General features: G+C 67.3%; 22 protein-coding genes and 1 tRNA gene. 13 read left to right on the top strand and 10 right to left on the bottom strand.

Annotated elements, in window-relative coordinates; all coding sequences use genetic code 11:
• Positions 1-36 precede the first annotated feature (36 nt).
• Positions 37-109, top strand: a tRNA-Glu gene (locus CKJ85_RS00115).
• Between the two features lie 307 nt (positions 110-416).
• On the opposite strand, the gene CKJ85_RS00110 is transcribed toward CKJ85_RS00115, so the two are convergent.
• Positions 417-2,378, bottom strand: a complete 1,962-nt coding sequence (locus CKJ85_RS00110) for a metallophosphoesterase (RefSeq protein WP_158221596.1) — start codon at positions 2,376-2,378, stop codon at positions 417-419.
• A 145-nt stretch (positions 2,379-2,523) separates the two neighbouring features.
• Here CKJ85_RS00110 and CKJ85_RS00105 point away from each other — a divergent pair, with 145 nt between their 5' ends.
• Positions 2,524-4,212, top strand: coding sequence for an alkaline phosphatase (locus tag CKJ85_RS00105; protein ID WP_095553041.1), 1,689 nt, complete (start codon positions 2,524-2,526; stop codon positions 4,210-4,212).
• A 14-nt stretch (positions 4,213-4,226) separates the two neighbouring features.
• Here the strand turns inward: CKJ85_RS00105 and CKJ85_RS00100 are convergent, their stop codons facing one another.
• Entirely contained in the window at positions 4,227-4,940 is a 714-nt protein-coding gene (locus CKJ85_RS00100) for an IclR family transcriptional regulator (RefSeq protein WP_095553040.1), read from the bottom strand.
• Between the two features lie 49 nt (positions 4,941-4,989).
• Here CKJ85_RS00100 and leuC point away from each other — a divergent pair, with 49 nt between their 5' ends.
• Together leuC and leuD are read left to right on the top strand one after the other, a co-directional pair.
• Positions 4,990-6,411 carry a 3-isopropylmalate dehydratase large subunit gene (leuC, locus tag CKJ85_RS00095; RefSeq protein ID WP_095553039.1) on the top strand — a complete coding sequence of 474 codons (1,422 nt, stop codon included), beginning with the start codon at positions 4,990-4,992 and terminating at the stop codon, positions 6,409-6,411.
• A 40-nt stretch (positions 6,412-6,451) separates the two neighbouring features.
• Positions 6,452-7,042, top strand: a complete 591-nt coding sequence (gene leuD, locus CKJ85_RS00090; RefSeq protein WP_095553038.1) for a 3-isopropylmalate dehydratase small subunit — start codon at positions 6,452-6,454, stop codon at positions 7,040-7,042.
• Positions 7,043-7,047: 5 nt separating this feature from the next.
• Here the strand turns inward: leuD and CKJ85_RS00085 are convergent, their stop codons facing one another.
• From CKJ85_RS00085 to CKJ85_RS00075, 3 genes are read right to left on the bottom strand one after another with little or no spacing between them, the layout of a single operon-like run.
• Entirely contained in the window at positions 7,048-7,503 is a 456-nt protein-coding gene (locus tag CKJ85_RS00085; RefSeq protein WP_095536889.1) for a YbjN domain-containing protein, read from the bottom strand.
• Entirely contained in the window at positions 7,503-8,000 is a 498-nt protein-coding gene (locus CKJ85_RS00080; protein WP_095553037.1) for a YbjN domain-containing protein, read from the bottom strand. The genes CKJ85_RS00085 and CKJ85_RS00080 overlap by 1 nt, the downstream gene beginning before the upstream one ends.
• Positions 8,001-8,014: 14 nt before the next feature.
• Positions 8,015-9,049 (bottom strand): bifunctional NUDIX hydrolase/histidine phosphatase family protein, encoded by a 1,035-nt coding sequence (locus CKJ85_RS00075; RefSeq protein WP_095536887.1) that lies wholly within the window; start codon positions 9,047-9,049, stop codon positions 8,015-8,017.
• A gap of 166 nt (positions 9,050-9,215) precedes the next feature.
• Between CKJ85_RS00075 and CKJ85_RS00070 the strand changes: the two genes are divergently transcribed.
• Entirely contained in the window at positions 9,216-10,211 is a 996-nt protein-coding gene (locus CKJ85_RS00070; RefSeq protein WP_095276170.1) for an NAD(P)H-dependent glycerol-3-phosphate dehydrogenase, read from the top strand.
• Between the two features lie 42 nt (positions 10,212-10,253).
• Entirely contained in the window at positions 10,254-11,300 is a 1,047-nt protein-coding gene (locus tag CKJ85_RS00065; protein WP_095553036.1) for a D-alanine--D-alanine ligase family protein, read from the top strand.
• Positions 11,301-11,302: 2 nt separating this feature from the next.
• On the opposite strand, the gene CKJ85_RS00060 is transcribed toward CKJ85_RS00065, so the two are convergent.
• A complete protein-coding gene (locus CKJ85_RS00060) occupies positions 11,303-12,262 on the bottom strand; it encodes a DUF3515 domain-containing protein (protein ID WP_095553035.1) in 960 nt (319 codons plus the stop codon).
• Between the two features lie 35 nt (positions 12,263-12,297).
• Between CKJ85_RS00060 and CKJ85_RS00055 the strand changes: the two genes are divergently transcribed.
• From CKJ85_RS00055 to CKJ85_RS00025, 7 genes are read left to right on the top strand one after another with little or no spacing between them, the layout of a single operon-like run.
• The gene (locus CKJ85_RS00055) at positions 12,298-13,263 is read left to right on the top strand and encodes a thiamine-phosphate kinase (protein ID WP_095534992.1); all 966 of its coding nucleotides are present in this window, start codon (positions 12,298-12,300) and stop codon (positions 13,261-13,263) included.
• Positions 13,260-13,904, top strand: a complete 645-nt coding sequence (locus CKJ85_RS00050) for a uracil-DNA glycosylase (protein ID WP_095553034.1) — start codon at positions 13,260-13,262, stop codon at positions 13,902-13,904. Before CKJ85_RS00055 ends, CKJ85_RS00050 begins: the two co-directional genes overlap by 4 nt.
• A gap of 11 nt (positions 13,905-13,915) precedes the next feature.
• Positions 13,916-15,517, top strand: a complete 1,602-nt coding sequence (locus tag CKJ85_RS00045; protein ID WP_095553033.1) for a DAK2 domain-containing protein — start codon at positions 13,916-13,918, stop codon at positions 15,515-15,517.
• Positions 15,518-15,520: 3 nt separating this feature from the next.
• A complete protein-coding gene (locus CKJ85_RS00040; protein WP_095553032.1) occupies positions 15,521-17,623 on the top strand; it encodes an ATP-dependent DNA helicase RecG in 2,103 nt (700 codons plus the stop codon).
• Between the two features lie 32 nt (positions 17,624-17,655).
• On the top strand, positions 17,656-18,246 hold the full coding sequence (gene rsmD / locus CKJ85_RS00035; protein ID WP_095534988.1) for a 16S rRNA (guanine(966)-N(2))-methyltransferase RsmD: 591 nt from the start codon (positions 17,656-17,658) through the stop codon (positions 18,244-18,246).
• A complete protein-coding gene (gene coaD, locus CKJ85_RS00030) occupies positions 18,243-18,719 on the top strand; it encodes a pantetheine-phosphate adenylyltransferase (protein WP_095534987.1) in 477 nt (158 codons plus the stop codon). Before rsmD ends, coaD begins: the two co-directional genes overlap by 4 nt.
• On the top strand, positions 18,716-19,468 hold the full coding sequence (locus CKJ85_RS00025; RefSeq protein ID WP_338065188.1) for a sulfite exporter TauE/SafE family protein: 753 nt from the start codon (positions 18,716-18,718) through the stop codon (positions 19,466-19,468). Before coaD ends, CKJ85_RS00025 begins: the two co-directional genes overlap by 4 nt.
• An 18-nt stretch (positions 19,469-19,486) precedes the next feature.
• Here the strand turns inward: CKJ85_RS00025 and CKJ85_RS00020 are convergent, their stop codons facing one another.
• The 4 genes from CKJ85_RS00020 to CKJ85_RS00005 all read right to left on the bottom strand — a co-directional run bounded on the left by CKJ85_RS00020 (position 19,487) and on the right by CKJ85_RS00005 (position 22,772).
• Positions 19,487-20,260: an amino acid ABC transporter ATP-binding protein gene (locus CKJ85_RS00020; RefSeq protein WP_269150535.1), complete on the bottom strand. Its 774-nt coding sequence runs from the start codon at positions 20,258-20,260 to the stop codon at positions 19,487-19,489.
• 3 nt (positions 20,261-20,263) lie between these two features.
• Positions 20,264-21,211, bottom strand: a complete 948-nt coding sequence (locus CKJ85_RS00015) for an amino acid ABC transporter permease (RefSeq protein WP_095534986.1) — start codon at positions 21,209-21,211, stop codon at positions 20,264-20,266.
• A gap of 6 nt (positions 21,212-21,217) precedes the next feature.
• Positions 21,218-22,132 (bottom strand): ABC transporter substrate-binding protein, encoded by a 915-nt coding sequence (locus CKJ85_RS00010; RefSeq protein ID WP_095536879.1) that lies wholly within the window; start codon positions 22,130-22,132, stop codon positions 21,218-21,220.
• An 88-nt stretch (positions 22,133-22,220) separates the two neighbouring features.
• The gene (locus CKJ85_RS00005; RefSeq protein WP_095546310.1) at positions 22,221-22,772 is read right to left on the bottom strand and encodes a hypothetical protein; all 552 of its coding nucleotides are present in this window, start codon (positions 22,770-22,772) and stop codon (positions 22,221-22,223) included.
• Positions 22,773-23,008: the final 236 nt, after the last annotated feature.

Genomic DNA, 23,008 nt, shown 5'->3' with positions numbered 1-23,008 from the left:
CTTTATTGTTTACAAAGTCGCAAGGACAGCGAACGAGCCCCGTTCGTCTAGTGGCCTAGGACGTCGCCCTCTCACGGCGGTAACACGGGTTCAAATCCCGTACGGGGTACAACGTAGCCGGACCGTTTTTCACCACAGCGTGGAAGCCGGTCCGGCTTTTGTCGTGTGGGCCGTAACTGGCCCGGCGTGCCGGCGGGGTGCAGTTTGGACTGTTTGACGAAGACAGGTTGACGAGATCACGGAGTTTTTCCAGCGTCTTCGTCACGGGGTTCTCGTCAACTGGGCACCGTCGGGGCGGCTCCGGATTCACACACCCCTGCCTGGACGTCGCCGATTCCGGGCGCTTCATACACAATGCGCCGCCCCTGGCCCCTCGTGGAGGCAGGCGGCGGCGCAAAGCGGCAATGGCCGTTGAGCTAGATGTTGAAGTAGTTGCGGATCTGCTGCACCAGGTCGGGGTACTGGTGGGCGAAGATGCCGGCGATGACGGCGAGCAGGGAAGCGAACAGGCCGAGCGCGAGCAGGACGGCGCCGGCGACGCTGCTGCCGCTCGATGCGCCTTCGGTGTCGTCGCTCGGCTTCTCGCTTGGCTGCTGGTCCGGCTTCTCGCTTGGCTGCTGGTCCGGCTTCTCAGTGGGCTCGGCGGTGGTGGTCACCGTGGCGTGTGCGGTGGTGGCGACGGTTTTCTCTACCGTCTCCTTGACGGTTTCTTTCGCGGTGGAGGACACCTCCTCCGTGCGCGTGATGGTGGTGGGCACCAGCTTGGTGGTGGTTTTCTCCACCTCCTCGCGCACGGTCGTCGGGACCGCAGTAGTCACCGTGGTCGGGGCCGGGGAGCCCTTGGTGATCGTGGTCGGGACCTCGGTGGTCTTGTCCACCGTCTGCGTCGTGGTGACCGGCTTTTCCACGGTGGTGGTGACCACGCTGGTCTTCGGCTCCTGCCGCACGGTGGTCGTTGCCGTCGTCGTCTCGGCCGGGCTGGTCTTGCCCGTGGTCGGCGTCGCCTGCGCGGAGGTCGCGGAGGTCGTGGCCTCGGACGGCTTGGCCGGGGTGGTGGTCTCCTCCGGCTTCGCCGCGTCCTTCTTCTGCAGCGTGACTTGATCGACCGTGTACGGGGTGTTGATGTTGTAAGTGGTCAGCTTCAGGGACTCCGGGGAGACATCGATGCTGGTGTAGTCCGGGTTGTAGTCCTGGCGCCAGCGGGCCGTGGACTTGTGCACAAGGTCCGTCGCGCGCTCCTCGCGGATGCGCGGGTGCTTCTCCTTGTTCTCGTCCTGGAAGTCGTAGTACTTGCCACCGGTCGCGGTGGTGGAGGTGACGTAGAGGACCTGGTTCTCGTCCGGGATGAGTACGTCCCCCGCCTTCGCCGCGCTTTCAGGGACGACGGGGTCGGCGCCGTTCATGAGGTGGGTGCGGGTGTAGATGTGGTCGTGGCCGCTGAGGACGAGGTCCACGCCGGCGCTGGACAGCTCTGGGGTGAGCTCGTTGCGCATACGCACGACGTCATTGTCGGTGTAGTGGGTGCCCTGGGAGAATGGCGCCTGGTGAATGCCGGCGATCACCCAGTCCGCGTCCTTGCCCTGCTCGGCGATGGTCTTCTTTACAAACTCCGCGTGCTTCTGAATGTCTTCGCTGGAGCTGCGGTTGCCGTCCAGGCCGATGAACAGCACGTTGTTGTAGGTGAAGAAGTAGTCGGTGGTATCGGCGTCCTCGTTGGGGAGGTAGAAGCCGTCGTCGAAGATGCTGGCCGGGGCGTAGGTCTCGTGGTTGCCGCGCAGCACGGCGAGGCGGTACTCCTTGAGCTTCTCCGGAGCCAGGAACGCCTTCATCTGCTGGTTCGGCGCACCCCAGCCCTCGATCTGGTCGCCCAGATGCATGATGAATGCGGAATCCGGGTGCTCAGAGGTAGCGGTAGTGACTGCCTTGTCCCAGGCGGCGGCCTGCTCATCGATCTTGGTGTCCACACCGATCTGCGCGTCTGCGAACGCGAGGAAGTTCCAGGAATCCGACTCCTCGCCGGTGGTGAAGGTCGCCTCATCGGTCCAACCGATCTTGTCGCTGCCAATGCGGTAGGTGTACTCAGTCTCCGGCTCGAGGTTGGTCATCAGCGCCTCGCGGGGGCCCTTTTCCGACGTCACGCTCTGCTTCGACGACGGATCGTCGCTTTTCCAGTACTCGAGGTACTGCTCGCCGAGTCGCGCGGACTGCCAAGCGACGTTCGCCTGGGTCTCGTCAGCGCCGATACCGAGGGCGACGCGGTCGACCGCATTGGTCGCGGCGTGCGCCGTGGGCACTGCGACGGGAGCGGCGAAGAGGGACACTGCAAGTGCGGCTGCGAGTGCGCCGCGGCGGGCGGGGGAACGGTGAGGGGTACGCATGAAGGCCATGGTCCTTTACTTAATCTGAAGATTCTGAACAGGCGGTTACGTGCAAAGCAGCGGAAAGCTGAAATTTAAGTGAACAGTAACTTACTTTGCGCTGTTCGTCTTGCGGAGGCATGAGCGTTGGGTAAAAGTAACGGTCATGAGCTCAGAGTTTCGTGTGAATCGTCGCGTCGTCCTGCAGGCGGCCGCAGCGTCCGCTGCCGCCGCTGCTGTGGGGGCCACCGGGGCGTACGCCGCCCGCACCGGTACCGTCTCCACCCCGGAAACACCCACCACTGCGGACCAGTGGGGCCTGCCGTTCCTGCACGGTGTCGCGTCCGGTGACCCGCTGCCGGACCGGGTCGTGCTCTGGACGCGCGTCACCCCGTCGCGCGAGGCGCTACCGGGTTCTGGTCTGGGCGAAGATGTGGAGCTGGAGTGGCAGCTGGACACCTCTGAGGACTTCAAGAAGCCGAAGACGGGCTCCGTCATGGCGGTGGCGTCGTCGGACCACACCGTGCACGTGGACCCGACCGGACTGAAGCCGGAGACGGAGTACTTCTACCGATTTGTCGTGAAAAGCGGCGAGCATGAGGGAGCGGTCTCTCCGGTCGGGCGCGCGCTGACGGCGCCGAAGGAGGACGCGGACCTGGACCAGCTCAACCTGGCCATCGCCTCCTGCGCCAACTGGGAATCCGGGTACTTCCAGGCGTATGCGGACATGGCCGAGCGCGGACGCAGTGGCGAGATCGACCACGTGGTCTTTTTGGGCGACTACATCTACGAGTACCCCACGGGCGAGTACGCGGGCAAGAGCGGTGTCGCTCGTATGCACCACCCGGAGTGGGAGATCACCACGCTGGAGGACTACCGCCAGCGCTACGGGCGCTACCGTACGGACCTCAACCTGCAGGCGGCGCACGCGGCCTGTCCGTGGATCGTGGTGTGGGACGACCACGAGGTGGCCAACAACAACTGGCGCGAAGGCGCGGAGAACCACACGGACGGCCGCGAGGAAGGGCAGTTTGATGAGCGTCGCGACGCTGCGATGCAGGCCTATTTTGAGTGGCTTCCGGTTCGCGCGGAATCCCTGTCGGGAGAGCGCCGCATCTATCGCCGCTTCAACTTTGGCAAGCTCGCGCAGCTGACCATGATGGACCTGCGCACCTACCGCGACGAGGAGTCCGGCAGCGACCACTTCGACGATCCGGATCGCACGATGCTGGGCAGCGAGCAGTTCAATTGGCTTGCCGAGCAGCTGCAGGAATCCAACGCCCGCTGGGACGTGCTGGGCAACTCGGTGATGATTTCCCCGATGCGCTTTGTCACCATCGCGGACAACGACAAGGCGAATGAAGCCGTTGGGTTCATTAGGGAGCGCTCCACCGGTATCGCGGTCAATTCGGACCAGTGGGACGGCTACGCTGCCGAGCGCAACCGTCTGCTTACGATGCTGGACGAGCAGGAGAGCAATGTCTTGTTCCTCACCGGCGACATCCACTCCGAGTGGGCGAACTCCATCTCCTCGACCTACGGCGAGATCGGCTGCGAGATGGTCACCACCTCCATCTCGGCGCCCAACGTGGATGAGATTCTCACCAGCGCGTTTGGCACCTACCACGAGGAGGACAACTCCACCTCGCTGCTGGTGGAGAAGGTCATTCGTGACAACAACCCGTGGGTCAAGCACATCGATTTTGACGGACACGGATACGGGGTCGCCAGCATCCACCACGACTACGTCGACATGCTCTACTACCGCGTGTCCGACGTCGAGGACCCGGACGCCACCGTGTCGCTCGCGCACGAGCAGCAGTGGCGCATCGGCGAGGGCTTCGTCGAGGCCTAACTTAGAGGCCTAACTTAGAGGGCGGCCTCGAGCCGGCCGCGGGCGCTTAGGAGCTCCGCGCCCCACTTGTCGGCGGGGCTGGGGGAGAACCGCTCCGCCGGGCCGGAGATAGAGAGCACCGCGATGACCGAGCCGTCGGGGTCGCGCACCGGCGTCGAGACGGACGCGAGGCCGACCTCGCGCTCGGCGACGGATTCTGCCAAGCCCGTCTCGCGCACGGAGTCCAGTTCGGAGGTGGGGAACGGGGTAGCGTCGATAAGCGCATGTGCGGCGTAGACTCGCGCGGCCGACCCCGCGGTGAGCGAGAGCTGCGAGCCGACCGGCACGGTGTAGGTCAGGCCGGCCGCGGGTTCCTCGGCGGCGATGCACGTGCGGGTGTCGCCGGTGAGCTCGTAGAGCTGGACCGCCTCGCCGGTCGTGGCGACGAGTTCGCGCATGATGGGCGACGCCGCACTGAGCAGCTGCGGCGGCGTGCCCGAAGAGAACGACTCGAGCGCGGGGCCCACCGTCCAGGCTCCCGTGTCGGTGCGCGCGAGGATGTTGTGGACCTCGAGCGCGGTGGCAATGCGGTGGGTGGTGGCCCTGGGCAGCCCCGTGTCCTCGCTGAGTTGCGCGAGGGTCTTGTCGCCCCGCGCGACCGAGCGGACGATCGCTACGGAACGGTCGAGCACTTTGATGCCGGAGTCTTCGCTATACTGTCTCACGTAATGGATAGTAGCATCTCGCATTTTGGGAAGCAGCGCTTCTCGACGGTGCGTTGACCCAAGGAGAATCACCATGGAGCAACAGCCCCTGACGCTGGCCGAAAAAGTGTGGAACGACCACGTCGTTTCCGCAGGCAAGGGCGACGAGCCCGACCTTATCTACATCGACTTCCAGCTGCTCCACGAGGTCACCTCCCCACAAGCGTTTGACGGACTGCGCATGGCCGGGCGCACCATGCGCCACCCCGAACTGCACCTGGCCACCGAGGACCACAACGTGCCCACTGAAGGCATCGTGAACGGCAACTTGCTTGAGATCGCCGAGCCGACGTCGCGCATCCAGGTGGAGACGCTGCGCAAGAACTGCGAGGAATTCGGCGTGACGCTACACCCGATGGGTGACGTCAAGCAGGGCATCGTCCACACGGTCGGCCCGCAGCTGGGAATCACCCAGCCCGGCATGACGATTGTGTGCGGCGACTCGCACACCTCGACGCACGGCGCGTTCGGCTCCATCGCCATGGGCGTCGGCACCAGCGAGGTCGAGCACGTGATGGCGACGCAGACCCTGTCGCTCAAGCCGTTTAAGACGATGGCCGTCGAGGTTACCGGCGAGCTCGCCGAGGGCGTGAGCGCGAAGGACCTGATTCTGGCAATCATCGCCAAGATCGGCACCGGTGGCGGGCAGGGCCACATCATCGAGTACCGCGGCGAGGCGATCCGCAAGCTGTCGATGGAAGCGCGCATGACCATCTGCAACATGTCCATCGAGGCGGGCGCGCGTGCGGGCATGGTCGCCCCAGACGAGACGACGTTCGAATACGTCAAGGGCCGCGAGTACGCGCCGAAGGGCGCCGACTGGGACGCGGCCGTCGAGTACTGGAAGACGCTTTCCACGGACGAGGGTGCCACCTTTGACACCGTCGTCGAGATCGACGGCTCGGCGCTCACCCCGTTTGTTACCTGGGGCACGAACCCCGGCCAGGGCCTCCCGCTGGGTGAAAACGTGCCGGACCCGGAGGGCTTCACCGACGACAGCTCGAAGCAGGCCGCCGAGAAGGCGCTCGCGTACATGGACCTCACCCCGGGCACGCCGCTGCGCGACATCGCCATCGACACCGTCTTCCTCGGCTCCTGCACCAACGCGCGTATCGAGGATCTGCGCGCCGCCGCCGAGGTCGTGCGCGGCCGACGCATTGCCGACGGCACCCGCATGCTCGTCGTGCCGTCGTCCACGCTGGTCAAGCAGCAGGCCGAAGAGGAGGGGCTGGACGCGGTCTTCACCGAGTTCGGCGCGGAGTGGCGCACCGCCGGCTGCTCGATGTGCCTGGGGATGAACCCGGACCAGCTGGCGCCGGGGGAGCGGTCGGCGTCGACAAGCAACCGCAACTTTGAGGGCCGCCAGGGCCCCGGCGGGCGCACCCACCTGGTCTCGCCGCTGGTGGCCGCCGCAACTGCGGTGACCGGGCACCTGGCCAGCCCCGCGGATCTTTAAGCCCACCAGCACTCACACACGACAACGAGGAGTACACATCATGGAGAAGTTCACCACCCACACCGGCGTTGGGGTGCCGCTGACCAGGTCAAACGTCGATACGGACCAGATTATCCCCGCCCGCTACCTCAAGCGAGTTTCCCGCACGGGCTTCGAGGACGGCCTGTTCTCCAACTGGTGCGAGAACCAGCCGGACTTCGTGCTGAACCAGGAGGACTTCGCGGCAGGCTCGGTGCTGTTCGCCGGCCCCGACTTCGGCACCGGATCCTCGCGCGAGCACGCCGTGTGGGCGCTCATGGACTACGGCTTCAAAGCCGTCTTTAGCCACCGGTTTGCTGACATCTTCCGTGGTAACGCCGGCAAGGCCGGCCTGCTCGCGGGCATCATGAGCGAGTCCGACATCGAGCTGATCTGGAAGCAGCTGGAGCAGACGCCGGGTCTGGAGGCTACGGTCTCGCTCGCGGACCGCACGGTCACCGTCGGCGAGAACACGTACACCTTCGACATCGACGACTACACCCGATGGCGCCTGATGGAAGGGCTGGATGACATCGGGCTGACGCTTCGCGACGAGCCCGCGATCCAGGCCTTCGAAGCAAAGCGCCCCGCGTTCAAGCCGGCGGTGCGCTAGTCGCGCTACTCCGGCAGGTTTTCCAGCGCCTCCGGGGCGAACTCCTTGAGGAACGCCTTGGAGGTGTTCACCAGGCCGAGCACGCCGCGGTCCACGAAGTCGCGGAACTGCTCGTCGGTGTGCTTCCAGTGGCACGGCAGCGCGTAGGTCACGCCCAGCGCGGCGAGGTCGCGTTCCGGGTCCTCCAGCGCCACCGCAGTGGGGAAGGAGCGCACGTTGTTGAACTCCTCGCACCAGGTCAATACCTCGTCGAAGCGGGATGCGGTGACCTCGCTGACGCCGACGGTGGTAAACAGCACGATCGAGTTCGACGTGTACGAGATTTCCATCGAAATGCCCGCGAACCCCGTCTGGAAGGAATCCGGGTTCTCGGAGTCGGTGTAGGTCCAGCCCTGCTGCCGGAAGTACTCGCGTACGCGGTCCAGGTCGGTGTTGCGGTAACCGGTTGTGTGGTCGGCCATTACTGTGCCCCCTCGTCGGATGCGTCGGATGCGTCGGATTCAGTGCTGGATTCGGCGGAACGCTCGCGCGCGATGTCGTCGCGAAGCTCGCTGAGCTCCTCGTTGAGCGCATCGGTGGCGTAGCGCAGCATGGAGAAGTAGAAGTCCAGCATGCGCTTGAGCTGCTCGTCCTCCGCGCCGCCGCTGGGGAAGAACGGGGAATCGACGAAGGCCAGCATGGCGTCGTCTTCCCACGGGGTGGGGTGTATGCGCAGGCGGGGCAGGGAGCGGTTGACGGTGTTTACGCAGCGTCGCAAAGCGCGCTTGTCTTCCTCGGTGCGGGCGGTACCCAGCCACCGGGCGACGATGTTGAACATGTCGCCGTCGAAGCGGAAGAAGCACACCGCGCTGGGGAACGCGGTGACCGTCATGTCGTCCGACTCGCTGCGGTAGTGCTTGAGGCCCAGCTCGTCCAGTGTGGCCTCGACGCGCTCCTGCGTAATCGGGGCGAAAGCCATAGTTGTCCTTTCTGCTACTTCACCGGTAGCGCCGAAGGCAGGTAATCCGCACCCGAGAGCTGGCCCTTGTGGAACGTCAGCGACCACACCGAGCCCTTTTTCGCGTTGATTTCCGTATCAATCGGCAGCGTACCGCTTGCTGCCAACCACGCTATCAGCCCCGGGATGGCCTCGCCTTGGCTGCAAATCACGCTCGTGCCCTCGGCGTTGATCACGTCCTCGAACGCGCGTTTCGCGCCGACCATATCGCCCAGCCAGGCCTGGTCGCCGAAGCGAGGGTCGACGGTGACGTCCAGGCCAAGTTCGTCCGCAAGCGGCTCGACGGTGGCCTGGCAGCGGTCCGGCTCCGCCGAGAAGATGCGGGTGGGTGCGAAGGGGGAGAGCATCGGCACCAGCATTTCCGCCTGGCGGCGACCCTTCTTGTCCAGCGGGCGCAGATTGTCATCCCCGGACCACTTCGCGCGCTCGTGCGCGCGAGCATGGCGCACGAGGAGGATGCGGGTATCTGCGGAGCGTGCAAAGCGCTTCTGTGCCTTCTCCAGCACCTGGCGGTCCAGGTTGTAGCTCATCAGCGGCTTCGCCTCGGAGATGGGCAGCCAGCGGATCTCGTCCACCTCGTCGTTCGGGGTGAACTCGCCACCGGTGACCTCGCCCGTCCAGTAGTAGACCACCTTCGTGGTGTGCTTCACCGGGTAAATGGTCTTGCCCAGCAGCTTGCCCAGACGCACCTCGTAGCCAGTCTCCTCGCGGATCTCGCGCACCGCGGTGACCACGAGCGACTCGCCGGGGTCGAGCTTGCCCTTGGCCAGGGACCAGTCGTCGTAGTGCGGGCGGTGGATGCACGCCACCTCGATGGATTCCGGTCGGGTGCGGTCGCCGCGCCACAGCACCGCGCCCGCGGCCAGGGTGGTGCGGGGGAACTCGTCCAGCGGGCGCTTCGGGATCTCCTGGTGGCGCCCGGTGAGGAACATCTCCCCGGCGATGTCCTTGTGCTGCTCGTGCAGTTTCCCCTTGCGCGGCGCGCCCGCGCGCGATTTCTTGTCAGCCATACCCGCTATTTTTGCGCACGCTGTGCCCGCGCGCCAATGCGCCCGCTGCGCCCGCGCGCCAATGCGCCCGCTGCGCCCGCGTGCCGCGCACGGCGTGCAAAACTCTTGATAGGCTGACAAAGTTTGTTGAGGCACAGCGAGGAAGAATGAGGAAGGCAGCAACGCAATGGTGAATGTGGCAGTGCTCGGCGCCGGGTCGTGGGGCACCACGCTGGCAAAGGTCTTCGCCGACGCCGGCAACGCGGTAGACCTCTGGGCGCGCCGCCCGGAGCTCGCCCGCACGATAGAGACCACGCGCGAAAACCCCGACTATTTGCCGGGCATCACGCTTCCCGACGCCGTGCGCCCCACCTCCGACGCCGCAGCCGCACTCGGCGCGGACATCGTCGTCTTCGCGGTGCCGAGCCAGACGATGCGCGACAACCTCACCGGGTGGGCGCAGCATTTGCGCACCGATTCGACGCTGCTGTCCATCTCCAAGGGCATCGAATCGGACACGCACCTGCGTATGTCTCAGATCATCGGCGAGGTCACCGGCGCGACCGAGGACCGCATCGCCGTGCTCTCCGGCCCGAACCTGGCCAAGGAGGTCGCGCTCGAGCAGCCGGCCGCCACCGTCATCGCCTGCTCCGACCTCAACCGCGCAAAGCTGGTGCAGGCCGCCTGCGCGACGAACTACCTGCGCCCGTACACCAACGAGGACGTCGTCGGCTGCGAGATCGGCGGGGCGACCAAGAACGTCATCGCGCTCGCCTGCGGCATGGCCTCCGGCCAGGGCCTCGGCGAGAACACCTTGGCCTCGCTGATCACGCGCGGCCTCGCGGAAATCACCCGCCTCGGCACGGAGCTGGGCGCGGACGCCCGCACGTTCTCCGGGTTGGCCGGCCTGGGCGACCTCGTCGCCACGTGCTCGTCTCCGCTGTCCCGCAACCGCACGTTCGGCGCCGCGCTGGGCAAGGGGGCCACGATCGAGGAGGCGAAGGCTGCAACGAAGGGGCAGGTCGCGGAGGGCGTCGTGTCGTCGAGAAGCATCTTCCAGCTCGCGCAGGAGCGGGGCGTGGACATGCCGCTGACCCAGGCGGTGTACGCCGTGTGCCACAAGGGCGTGAAGGTGCCGGAGACGATTGCAGCGTTGATGGGGCGGAGCAAGAAGTCGGAGTAGCTGGGAAGCTGGCGGAGCAGCTGGCTGGTGTAGTCTCGATCTGTGATTCGTATAGCCGTTATTTACGGTGGCCAGTCCACCGAGCACTCGATTTCCTGCATCTCGGCCGGCGCAGTCATGGCGCACCTCTCGTCCGAGCGCTACGAGATTTACCCCGTGGGCATTACGCGCAGCGGCGCCTGGGTGGAGGGCGCGCTCGACCCGGTCGCGGGCGCCACGCTGCCGGAGGTATCCGGGAAGCGCGAAGTGGCACTCTCGCTCAACCCGGACCGGCGCGGCGTGTTCGTCGACGCGGCAAGCGGCGAGGCCCTGGCTCAGGTCGACGTTGTCTTCCCGGTCCTGCACGGCAAGTTCGGCGAAGACGGCACCATCCAGGGCCTCCTCGAGATGGCCGGCGTGCCCTACGTCGGCCCCGGCGTCCTCGCCTCCGCGTGCGGGATGGACAAGGAGTACACGAAGAAGCTCGTACGGGCGGAGGGGGTCGCCGTCGCCGAGGAGGTGGTGCTGCGCGCAGGGCAGACGCTTGACGACGCCCAGCGTGCCCGCCTCGGACTGCCCGTCTTTGTCAAACCTGCCTCGGGTGGTTCGTCGATTGGCGTGTCCAAGGTGGAGTCATGGGAGGCCCTCGACGAGGCGATCGCGCTCGCCCACGAATCGGACGGCAAGGTCCTCGTCGAGTTGGAGCTGCACGGTGACGAGGTAGAAGTCGGCGTCATCGAGCACCCGGACGGGCGCATCGAAGCGAGCGTGCCCGCCAAGCTCAACGGCACCGAGGATTCCGCCGAAGGCTTCTACGGGTTCGAGACGAAGTACCTGGACAACGAGGTCACCGCGACCATTCCCGCGCCCTACGGCGAGGCAACGATCGCGGAGCTCAAGCGGCTCGCGCTGCGCTGCTTCGAGGCGCTGGACTGCAAGTCCCTGGCCCGCATCGACTTCTTCGTTACCAAGGACGGCCCGGTGCTCAATGAGATCAACACCATGCCCGGGTTCACCCCGATTTCCATGTACCCCCAGGTGTGGCAGGCCAGCGGTCTGGCGTACCCAGACCTGCTGGACCTGTTGGTCACCACCGCGCTGAAGCGGTAGCGCTAGCCCTGCTCCGGCAGCTGCTCGGCGATGAGCGCGGAGAGGTTCGAGATTGCCTCGTTGCCCGCCGATTGCGGCAGCGACACCGCCACGCCCGTCGCGCGCCCCAGCGCGTACCAGGTCGAGGCGGTCGTCCCGTTCGCCAGCGTCGTGTCCTCGAACCAGGGGACCTCATCCACCTGTGAGAGCTGCGCCCCCGCGGCGTAGCTTGCCGGGTCCGCGACACCGCAGCGCACCACGATCGGCTCCTTGCCGTCCGCGATCCAGCCGATGACGTGGGCGGACTCGGGGACGTCGCGAGGCGCGCTGCGGCGGTAGCCTTCGGCAATCGAGTCGGGGGCGGCGTCCGTGAGCGCGCGGCATGAGTCCGCCGCGCCCGACTCGTCGGCAGCGAGCTGCGTCAGCGGCACCGGCGCGTAGGCGTGTTGCTGCGCCGGCAGCCCGGAGAGGTCCAGGCCGTCGAGCGGGGTGTTGTCGCGGCCGAGGGATGCCTCGTCAGCGGTGACGGCGACGGCGGGCTCGCGGTCCACGGTGTACCAGGTGGACATGGTGGAGCCGGGGGTGGCGTCGTCGACGCGCAGCCAGCGGGCGCCCGCGGCCTCGAAGGTTAGGGGCTCGACGAACGCGGTGTACTGCTGCGGCATGGCCACCCCGCAACGCAAGGTCACCCGCTCGGTGGAGGAGGACTGCCACGCGGCAGCGCCCTCGGGCGCGGGGTCCGCAAGTGCTGCGCGGCGGTGGGAGAGGAGGCGGTTGGGGAGGGCGTCGATAAGCGTGCTGCACTCCTGAGACCCGGCCTGCGGCGAGTCGAGCTGGGACATCGCTACCGGCTGGTTCGCGGCCTGGGTGGCCACGAAGCGCGCCCCGCCGAGCACCGCCACAACGAAGATGACGGCGAGCCCAAGGCTGACGTACGCCGCTGTTCTATTAACCTGTGATTCGTTCGCCGGGGAAGCACTCATGGCGCCACAGTCTAACGAAAGGCGGTATAGCAACCGTGATCCGAACCGGGTTTCCCACCGTCGGGCCCACGCTGACATCCGTGGGCGAACACGCGGTGATCGACGCCATCGTGCGCGCCTCGCCATCGCCCATCAACGGCGACGACGCCGCCGTGCTCACCCCCTCGACCCCGAACTCGCGGGTCGTGGCCGCCACCGACATGCTCGTGGAGGGGCGCCACTTCCGCGCCGACCTCACCACGCCGGAATTCGTGGGGCGCAAGGCCGTCGTCCAAAACTTCGCCGACATCGAGGCGATGGGCGCGCGCCCGATCGCCGCGCTGCTGGCCATCGCCGCGCCGCCGGAGATGCCGCTCGCCGTGATCGAGGGGCTTGCGCGCGGCGTGGGCCAGGCAACCGCGGACTATTCCACCGAGCTCGTCGGCGGCGACGTAACGCAGTCGGACCAGCTCGTGGTCTCCGTCGCCGCGATCGGCTCGCTCGGCGGGAACCGCGATCCGCTCTCGCTGGACCACGCGCGGCCCGGGCAGCGCGTCGTGGCCCACGGCGACATCGGCTACTCCGCCGCCGGGTTCGCGCTGCTCAACGCCGGGGTGCGGATCCCGGAAGCGCTCGAGCCGCTCGTCCACGCGCACCAGGTCCCGCGCCTGACCCCCGGCCGCGGCGTGGTTGCGCGCGCCGCCGGCGCCACCGCGATGACGGACAACTCCGACGGACTGATCCGCGACCTGTCCCAGATTGCCACGCACTCCAAGGTGGGCATCGACCTGTCCAGCCTGGCCATCGCGCCCGACGATCTGCTGCGCAAAGCCGGCGAGCTCCTCGGACAGGACCCCTGGGAGTGGGTGCTCACCGGCGGCGAGGACCACACGCTCCTGGGCACCTGCGACGGCTCCGCGCCCGTCGGCTTCCGCTCGATCGGGAGGGTCACACGCACAGGGCAGGTGCTTATCGACGCCACCGCGCCCCACTACACCAACGGATGGGAGAGCTTCGGATGAATCTGCCCGTACACGAGACCTGGCAGGCACCGCTCGCGGGAGTGGAGGACCGCATCCACGCCATGGGAGACTTCCTCCGCGGCGAGGACGCCTACCTGCCGCGCGGTAACGACATCCTGCGCGCGTTTGCGGACCCGTTTGACACGGTGCGCGTACTCATCGTCGGGCAGGACCCGTACCCTACGCCTGGCCACCCGATGGGCCTGGCGTTTTCCACCCAGCCGGGCGTGAAGCCGCCGCGCAGCCTGGTCAACATCTACAAGGAGCTGCAGGAGGATCTCGGTGTCGTCCCGCGCGCCGACGGCGACCTGTCGTCCTGGTCCGCCCAGGGCATCCTGCTGCTCAACCGCGTGCTCACGGTCCGGCCCGGTGCGCCCGCCTCGCACCGCGGGAAGGGCTGGGAAGCGGTGACCGAGGCGGCGATCCGCGCGCTCGCGGCCCGCGACCAGCCCCTCGTGGCGATCCTCTGGGGCCGCGACGCGCAGTCGGCGGCGCGCTTCCTTGGTGATACGCCGCGCATCGAGTCCCCGCACCCGTCCCCGCTTTCCGCCAACCGAGGGTTCTTCGGCTCCCGCCCGTTTAGCCGGGCCAACCAGGCGCTTCAAGACCAAGGTGGGCAGCCGGTGGACTGGGGCCTGTAAGATAACCGCTCATGGTGACTCCTCGTGGCTTCGACGGTGAACGCCTGCGCTCATGGGCCAGGCGCGCCGCCAGCGAACTCGAACGCCGCAGGGTGGAGATCAACGAGCTCAACGTGTTCCCGGTTCCCGACGCGGACACCGGCTCCAACATGGCGCACACCATGCATGCTGCCGTGGAGGCGACCGAGCAGATCGGCGCGGACGCCACGGCCGCCGAGGTCGCCGAAGCCCTCGCCCAGGGCGCGGTGCGGGGCGCACGCGGCAACTCCGGTGTCGTGCTCTCCCAGGTCATGCGCGGCCTGGCGCAGTCCATGACGGAGGAGACCTCCGGTGGGGCCATCGTCGCCGACGCGCTCGCCGCCGCGGTGCGGTTTGCGGACCGGGCGATCGCCGAGCCCGTCGAGGGCACAGTGATCACCGTGCTGCGGGCCGCCGCCGTCGCCGCAGAGGAGGCGGCTGCCGGCACCACCGCGAACACGCTCAGCGACGTCGCCGCCGCCGCAACCGGGGCGGCGCAGCAGGCGCTGGCGAACACGCCGTCGCAGCTCGAGGCCCTGCGCCAAGCCGGAGTCGTGGACGCGGGCGCGACGGGGCTGGTCATCCTCCTCGAAGCCCTCGTGGCCGAGGTGGCGGATGGCGCTGCGCAAAACGCGCCGGGGGCAAGCGAGCCGGGGGAGGGGGCGCCCAGAAGCACTGGCTCGGCGGCGCACTCGCACGGTGCCGCGGGAAACCTTGAGGTCATGTTCTACTTCCGCGGCGAGGTCGGCGCACTCGGGAGGCTCGAAGACACGCTGGTCGGGCTGGGAGACAGCCTCGTCGTCGCGCGCGCCGGCGAGGACGAGGGAACCGTCCATATCCATACCGAGCGCGCCGGCGAGGTGATCGAGCAGGCCTTCGGCGCAGGGCAGGTCAGTAACTTGCGGCTGGAGATCCTGCCCGCGGAGCCGGTGACGCGCGCGCCGAAGCGAGTGATCATCGCGGTCACGCCGCCCGGTTCGCTCACCGAGCTGTACGGTCAGGCCGGCGCCGTGACCATTGCCCCCGGCCCTGATGTGGTGGCGGACATCCTCGCAGCGATCCGCCGCTCCCGCGCCCAGGAGGTGATCCTGCTGCCAAACGGGCTGCTGGACAGCCGGAACTTGGTCGCGGTCGAGCGCGCGACGCGGGCCTTCGAGCAGACGATCACGCTGCTCGCCACCGTGCGGCTGGTCTCCGGGATCGCCGCGTTGACCGTCCACGACGCGAACCAGCCCCTGGCGACCGCCGCGTTCACCATGTCCGAGGCCGCGGGCGAGATGCGCACGGCCGTCGCGCACCGCGCCGAAAAGGCGGGGCTTATCCAGGGTGGCCCCGTGGGCAAGGGCGACATCATCGTTACTGCTCACGGAGAGACCGTGCTCATCGCGGACACGCCGGCGGAGGCGCTCGAGGGTGCGTGCCGGCGCCTGCTCGATCACGGCGGCGAGCAGGTCACGGTGCTCTACGACCCCACCTACCTGCACGCCGAAGAGTTGGACGCGCTCGCGGTGCGGTTCGCCGAGACGCTCGGCGTTGAGGCGGTGGCGTACCCCGCGGACGGCCTCGGCGCGGTCGCCGAGATTGGGGTGGAGTAGCCCATGCTTGGGTTTGCAGACTCGCGTCCGCTGAACCTGGTCATCCCGCTCAAACAGGCGCGCGCGATTGCGAAGCACCTGGACATCACGACCTGCGGCGAGCTCCTGCAGTACTACCCGCGCCGCTACCTCCAGTACGGCAAGGGCGCAGACTTGACCGGCATGGAGGAGGGCTCCACCGCGACGATCATCGGCACCGTCGTGAGCACGACCCTGATCCCGAACCGCAAGACCCCGAAGCGCCCCATCTTCCGCATCGAGGTCGACGACGGCCGCCAAACCATCCCCGCCACCTTCTTCGGCTCCGCCTACGCGCAACGCATGCTCCGCGAGGGTCGCCGCGTGATGCTCAACGGCAAGCTCAATTTTTTTCGCGGTCGCGCCCAGCTCCAGCACCCGGACTTCGTGCTTCTCGACGGCACGTCCCAGGCCACCGGCTCACTGAAACAACTCATGCACTTCGGGTCGTTGGAGCAGATCCTTTCCGGGCGCGACTGGCTGCCCATCTACCCGGCCAAAAAGGGGATCAACACCTGGACGATTATGGGCGCGGTCCACATGGTCCTGCACTCGCTGCCGGCCATCGAGGAGCCGCTCGGGTTCACTCCGATCGGGATGCTGCCGCTGAACTCGGCGGTCCGCCAGATCCACGAGCCCGGCCCCGAGGGGCCCGGCAAGGCGCTGCACCGGCTGAAGTACGACGAGGCGCTGTCCGTCGCGCTGGCCATGGGGGTGCGCCGTGCGGACCTCTCGCATCGCCGCGCGGAGGCCCTGCCGCGGGTGGCGGACCGGGATCAGGCGAGGCTGCTGGGCCAGCTGCCGTTCGCGCTCACGGAGGGTCAATCGGCGGTGTTCGGGGAGATCAGCGCGGACATGGCCTCCGTGCGGCCGATGAGCCGGCTGTTGCAGGGTGAGGTCGGCTCCGGCAAGACGATCATCGCGCTGATCGCCATGCTGCAGGCGGTGGACAACGGCGCGCAGGCCGCGCTTCTCGCGCCGACGGAGGTGCTGGCGATGCAGCACGCGCGCTCGCTTACAGAGACGCTGCTGCGCGCCGGCGTTCCCGCGCGCGTCGTCGCGCTCACCGGCTCCATGGGGGCCGCGCAGAAGCAGGAGGCGCTGCTCAAGATCGTCTCCGGCGAGGCGGACATAGTCGTGGGCACGCATGCGCTGATCCAGGACACGGTGGACTTTTTCAACCTCGGGCTGGTCGTGGTGGATGAGCAGCACCGGTTCGGGGTGGAGCAGCGCGATACGCTGCGGGCGAAGGCGGAGGAGCGCACCCCGCACCTGCTCGTCATGACTGCGACCCCCATCCCGCGCACCATCGCTATCACCGTGTTCGGCGACCTGAGCGTGTCCACGCTCAAAGAGCTGCCGGGCGGGCGCAAGCCGATTCGCTCCTCGGTCGTGCCGGAGTTTCGGCCGTCCTGGGTAGCGCGCGCGTGGGAGAAGATCCGCGAAGAGATAGCGGCGGGCCACCAGGCGTACATTGTCTGCCCCAGGATCGAGAGCGAGGGCGGCGTGCACGAGGTGGCCGAGTACCTCGCCGACGCGGAGTTCCCGGACAGCACGGTCGCCGTCCTCCACGGCCGGATGAAGGGCGAAGAGAAGGACGCCGTGATGGCGGATTTCGCCGCGGGCGCCACGGACGTGCTCGTGTCCACCACGGTGATCGAGGTCGGCGTGGACGTGCCCAATGCCACGGTGATGATGGTGCGCGAGTCCGAACACTTCGGCGTCTCCCAGCTGCACCAGCTGCGCGGGCGCGTCGGCCGTGGCGGGTTCGAGTCGTGGTGCCTCTTCCATACGCTGGCGGACCAGGGCTCCCCGTCGTTTACCCGGGTACAGCAGGTCGCGGCCACCACGGACGGCTTCAAACTCGCGGAGCTCGATTTGCTTAACCGCCGCGAGGGCGACGTGCTGGGCAAGGAGCAATCGGGCCTGCACCGCACCCTGCGGCTGATCAATCTTGTGGACGACCGAGCACTCGTCGAGCGCGCCTACCGGGACGCGGGCAGCATCGTCGCCGACAACCTGGAGTTCGCGCGCAGCGCCACCGCGGACTTTGTCGCCGAAGACTTCGAATACCTAGACAAAAGCTAAACCCGCGCTACCTGCCCGCTACAGTGTGTGGCATGAACCGCATTATTTCCGGAGACGCCCGCGGCAGGAAGATCAAGGTCCCGCCCGAGGGCACGAGGCCGACATCCGACCGCGCCCGCGAGGGCCTGTTTTCGTCCCTCCAGGTCCGCTTCGGGTTCACGGGGGCGAACGTGCTCGACCTGTTCGCCGGTTCCGGCGCGCTTGGCCTCGAGGCAGCGTCGCGCGGCGCGCAGCAGGTGGTGCTGGTGGAAAATGACCCGCGTGCGGTCGCCGTCATCGAGCATAACGCCGAGGTTGTCGGCCACGCGGACGTCCGCATCGAGCCGGTCAAGGCTTCCACCTACGTTGCGCGCGCCCCGCGCAAGCACTTCCACATGGTGCTCGCAGACCCGCCGTACGCGCTCGATGACGCCACCGTCGCCGAGATGGTCCGCGCGCTCGAGCCATTGCTTATCGACGGAGCCGTGGTCGTCGTCGAGCGCCACCGCGACAGCCCCGAGACCGATTGGCCGGCGACCTTCACCCCGACGGGCCAGAAGCTGAAGAAGCGCACCTACGGCATTGCCCGCATGGACATGGCCGTCTACGCGGACCCCGAGACCAACGAAAGCGAGGAGCAATGACCACCGCTGTCTGCCCCGGGTCCTTCGACCCGATCACGAACGGGCACCTCGACATCGTGCGCCGCGCCTCGCACAGCTTTGACGAGGTCATCGTGCTTGTCACCGGCAACCCGTCGAAGAAGTCGGGCCTGTTTAGCGTGGACGAGCGCATGGCGCTCATCAGCGAGGTGACCGCGGACATCCCGGGCGTGCGCGTGGACTCCTGGGGAGGCCTGCTCGTCGACTACACCAACGAGCACCGCGTGACCGCCCTGGTCAAGGGCCTGCGCTCCTCGCTGGACTACGACTACGAGCTGCCCATGGCGCAGATGAACCGCCGCTTGTCCGGCATCGACACCTACTTCCTCATGACGGACGAGAAGTACGGCTACGTCTCCTCCTCCCTGTGCAAAGAGGTGGCCAAGTACGGCGGCGACGTCACCGGGCTGGTGCCGCACACGGTTCGCGAGGCCATGCGGGAGAAGTTCCAGTGATCTGGCTCGCCGTCGGCGTGTTCGTTGCCATCGCTGCCGGCGCCATCTCCCAGCGCGTCTCCGGCATGGGGCTCGGTCTCATCGCCGCGCCCGCGCTCTCGCTCATGCTGGGGCCGGTCGTGGGCATCATCCTCATCAACGTCCTCGCCACGATCAACGCGGTGCTGAACACGTGGTCCATGCGCGCGGACGTCGATTGGGGCAAGTTCGCACCGATTGCGGCGGCGCTCGTCGTCGGCGCGGTGCCGGGTGCGTTCCTCATCCGCGCGGTGTCGCCCTCGGCGCTGCTCGTGGTCGTCGGCATCGTGCTCCTCATCGCGCTGAGCGTGGTGACCCTGGGTAAGCGCTACGTGCCGCCTATCGAAGGCGCGCTGCCCGCGGCCGTCTCCGGCGCCGTCGGCGGGTTCATGAACACGCTCGCTGGCGTGGCAGGGCCCGCCATCACGGTGTACTCGCAGGCGGCGCGCTGGCCGCAGCGCACCTACGCGGCCACCCTGCAGCCCATCTTCATGGTCTCCGGCGCGGTCTCGTTCCTGATCAAGGAGCTCACCGGGGCTGCGAACCTGGCGACCATCCCGGCGGCGTTCTGGGCGGCGGCGGCCGCGGGGCTCATCGTCGGCCAGGTTGCGGGCACGAAATTAGCCCCGCACATCCCGAGCGCCAAGGCGCACACCGTGGCGCTCTCGCTCGCGTTTTTCGGCGGGTTTACCGCGCTCGTGCGCGGGCTGGTCGGGATGTTCGGGGCGTAAAGGGCGCTAGAACGAGCGTTAGAACAGCGTCGAAACGAAGGCCTTGGTGCGCTCCTCGCGCGGGTTGTCCAGGACCTCGGCGGGCGTGCCGTACTCGATGACCTGGCCGTTCGCCATGAACGCAACGTGGTCGGCCACTTCGTGGGCAAACGCCATCTCGTGGGTGACCACCATCATCGTCATACCCTCGGCGGCGAGGTCCTTCATCACGCGCAGCACTTCGCCGACGAGCTCGGGGTCGAGGGCGGACGTGGGCTCGTCGAAAAGCATGAGCTTCGGCTCCATGGCCACGGCGCGCGCGATCGCGACGCGTTGCTGCTGGCCGCCCGAGAGCTGGATGGGGAAGGCGTCGGCCTTCGCGGCGAGGCCGACCATCTCAAGCAGTTCCATCGCGCGCGCCTTCGCCTTCGCCGGGTCCTCGCCCTTGACGTGGATGGGCGCCTCGATGATGTTTTCCAGCACCGTGCGGTGGCCGAAGAGGTTGAAGTTCTGGAACACCATGCCGATGTCGCGGCGCTGCTTGGCCGCATCCTTCTCGCTCATCTCGTAGAGCACGCCGTCGCGCTCGCGGTAGCCGATCAGGTCGCCGTCGACGTACAGGCGGCCCGCGCTGACCTTCTCCAGGTGATTGACGCAGCGCAAAAACGTCGACTTGCCGGACCCCGACGGGCCGATGAGGCAGGTGACGCTGCCCGGCATGACCTCCAGGTTGATGCCTTTGAGCACGTCCAGCTGGCCGAACGACTTCCACACGTCCACGGCCTGGATCATCGGTGTTGCTTTGACCGTCATGGCTTAGCGTCCCTTCTTCTTGTCCGGTGCGGTGATGATTTCCACGTTGGAGGGGATGGTGCCCTCCGCGTCGGCCAAGCTGGCGAGCTGGCGGGCGGTGAGCTGGCGAGTCGCACCGCGCTCGAAGTAGCGCTCCAGGTAGTACTGGGCGACCATGAGCAGCGAGGTGATGACGAGGTACCAGGTCGCCGCGACGAGCAGCAGCGGCACCGGCTGGAACAGGGCCGCCGCGATGTCCATGGAGCGGCCGTACAGCTCGAGCGAGTAGGGGACCGCCACGACCAGCGACGAGGTCTTGAGCAGCGAGATGAACTCGTTGCCCGTCGGCGGGATGATGATGCGCATCGCCTGCGGGAGCACCGTGCGCGTCATCGTTTGGCGCCAGCTCATGCCGAGTGCCTTCGACGCCTCGACCTGCCCCTCCGGCACCGAGGACACGCCCGAGCGGACGATCTCCGCCATGTACGCGGCCTCGTTCAACCCGAGGCCCACGACCGCCAGCGCGAACGCGGAAGAGGTGAACGGCTCGAGCGGGATCTCGGTGAAGCCGAGGTTGATCGAGTCATAAATCGCGCCGATCAGTCCCCAGAACATCAGCTGCACGTAGACCGGCGTGCCACGGAAGACCCAGAGGAAGAGCCAGGCAACCGCGTTGAACACCGGGTTCGGGCTCATGCGCATGACCGCGAGCAGGATGCCGCCGACGACGCCGATGATCATGCCCAGCAGCGTGATCGCGAGCGTGTGCAGGCCGGCGATGGCGATGCGGGTGTCAAAGAGGTACTGGAAGTAGGTGTCCCACCCGTAGGCGTCGTTACGCGCGGCGCCGATGATGAACCAGGCGACGAGTGCGATCAGGATCGCGGCGAGTACCCAGCGGCCGGGGTGGCGAAGCGGCTTCGCCTCGATGCGCTCCGGCTTGCTCCGCCGGCTGTATACCTTGTTGCTCATCTGGTGTTACCCCAGCCCTTCTATCGGTTGTTCGTTCAGGAGTGCGTGTTCGAGCAGCCCACTATCGACGTTCCACTGCTCCAGGATGCGGGCGTATTCCCCAGTGTCGATCAGGTGCTGCATGGCCAGCGCCATGACGGGGCCCAGCTCCGAGTCCTTCGGTACGGCGATTCCGTACGGCGCCGCGTCAAACATCTCGCCGACGAGTTCGAGGTCGCCGCCCGAGCGCTCCACGGCCCACGCGGTGACGGGGGAGTCGGCGCTGTACGCGTCCGCACGGCCGACGAGCGCGGCCAGCGCCGCGTTATCGGCGGTGTCGAAGGAGAGGACGGTGATCGGCTCCTTGCCCGCCTCGACGCAGGCGTCGGACTTGGGGCGCACGTCGTCGGTTTCGGAGACGGTCGTGCGCTGCACAGAAACGGTGAGCCCGCAGGCGTCGTTGGGGTCGACGGCGCTGTCAGTCTGCCGCGCCCACTGGATGCCGGCGTACAGGAAGTCGACGAAGTCGAACGATTCGCGACGCTCCGGGTTGTCAGTGAATCCAGATATGCCGGCATCGAGGCTGCCGGCTTGCACCGCGGGGAGGATCATGGAGAAGTCCATGTCTTGCGGGTCGTATTCCAGGCCCATCACGCCCGCGAGTGCGCGTCCGATGTCCATCTCGAACCCGATGAGTTCGCCCTCGGAGTTCTTAAACTCGAACGGGGCGAATGGCGGGTTGGCGCCGATGGAAAGCTTGCCGTCCGCGGCGACCTGCTCAGGCACAAGGGCCGCGATCTCGGGGACTTCTTCCGGGACGATCGGCTCCCAGCCATCGGGCGTACCGTCCTCGGTGTTAGTCACGCAGCCGGTCAGCAGGGTCGCTGCGGCGAGGCAGGCCCCGAGGACGCCTGCCCGGCGTGCGGTGAATGTTGCGTGCATGGAACTTCCAGAAGCGTAGAAATATACTGTGCACTGTATATTACTCGCAACGGTGTCGGCGGGGAAGTCGCCATGCCGTGCGGCGTAGCTACTGCTGCGCCATGCGGATGCCGCGCATCACCAGCTCCACGAGCTGGCCGATCACCAGCAGGCCCAGCATGACCGGGATGACGGACGACGCCGCGCGGCTCGAGCCCGCGGAGCTCTGCGCGAAGTCGCCGGTAAAGAAGCCGGACGACATCATCGACGAGCCCTGCACCTCCTGCTTCGCCAGCTCCCACGGGTTCGCGGTATCCGGCACCGACGAGTTCTTCGCCCACGCCTGCACGACGTCCTTGCCGTCGCCCTCCTCCATGTCCTTGGTCCAATCCAGGAACATCTCGGAGCTCGACACCTTCTTCACCGGGTTCTTGTCCGGATCCAGGTGCATGGGATCCTTCTCTTCGTCGTAGTCCAGCGGCTTCAGGCCGGGCGAGGGGTCGCCGGGCTTGTTGCCCTTGGGGCGAGTGCTTGACGACGCCCCATCGCCCCCGTTCTCTCCCGCCTCCGCAGCGGCGGCGGCCGAGACGAGGGGGCTGAACTGGACAGTGGATACAGCGAGTGCGGCAGCGATGGTGCCGGCAAGAATGGTCTGGCGCATGCGAACATCCTAACCAAGCGGGTGGACCATTGTCCCATCGGCGAGGCGCGCGGAAAACCCTTAACCCGTATTAGACGCAGGGAACGGGCCTGCGGTTCCCTTTGGTGGATGTTTTGGGAGTCTTCTCACAAGTGCTTGTTTGCGCTGGTCACAGGCCCGTATGGTGCTGGGTATGGATGTGATTGCAGACCTTGTGGCCCACGACCGCGCCGGCGTTGACTACGTCGCCGCGGCCG

It is taken from the genome of Corynebacterium sp. NML 150383, assembly GCF_002285085.1.
In the GTDB taxonomy this organism is placed as follows: domain Bacteria; phylum Actinomycetota; class Actinomycetes; order Mycobacteriales; family Mycobacteriaceae; genus Corynebacterium; species Corynebacterium gottingense.
Note: the sequence above shows the minus strand (reverse complement) of the source record. Positions and strands in the feature narration are given on the sequence as shown.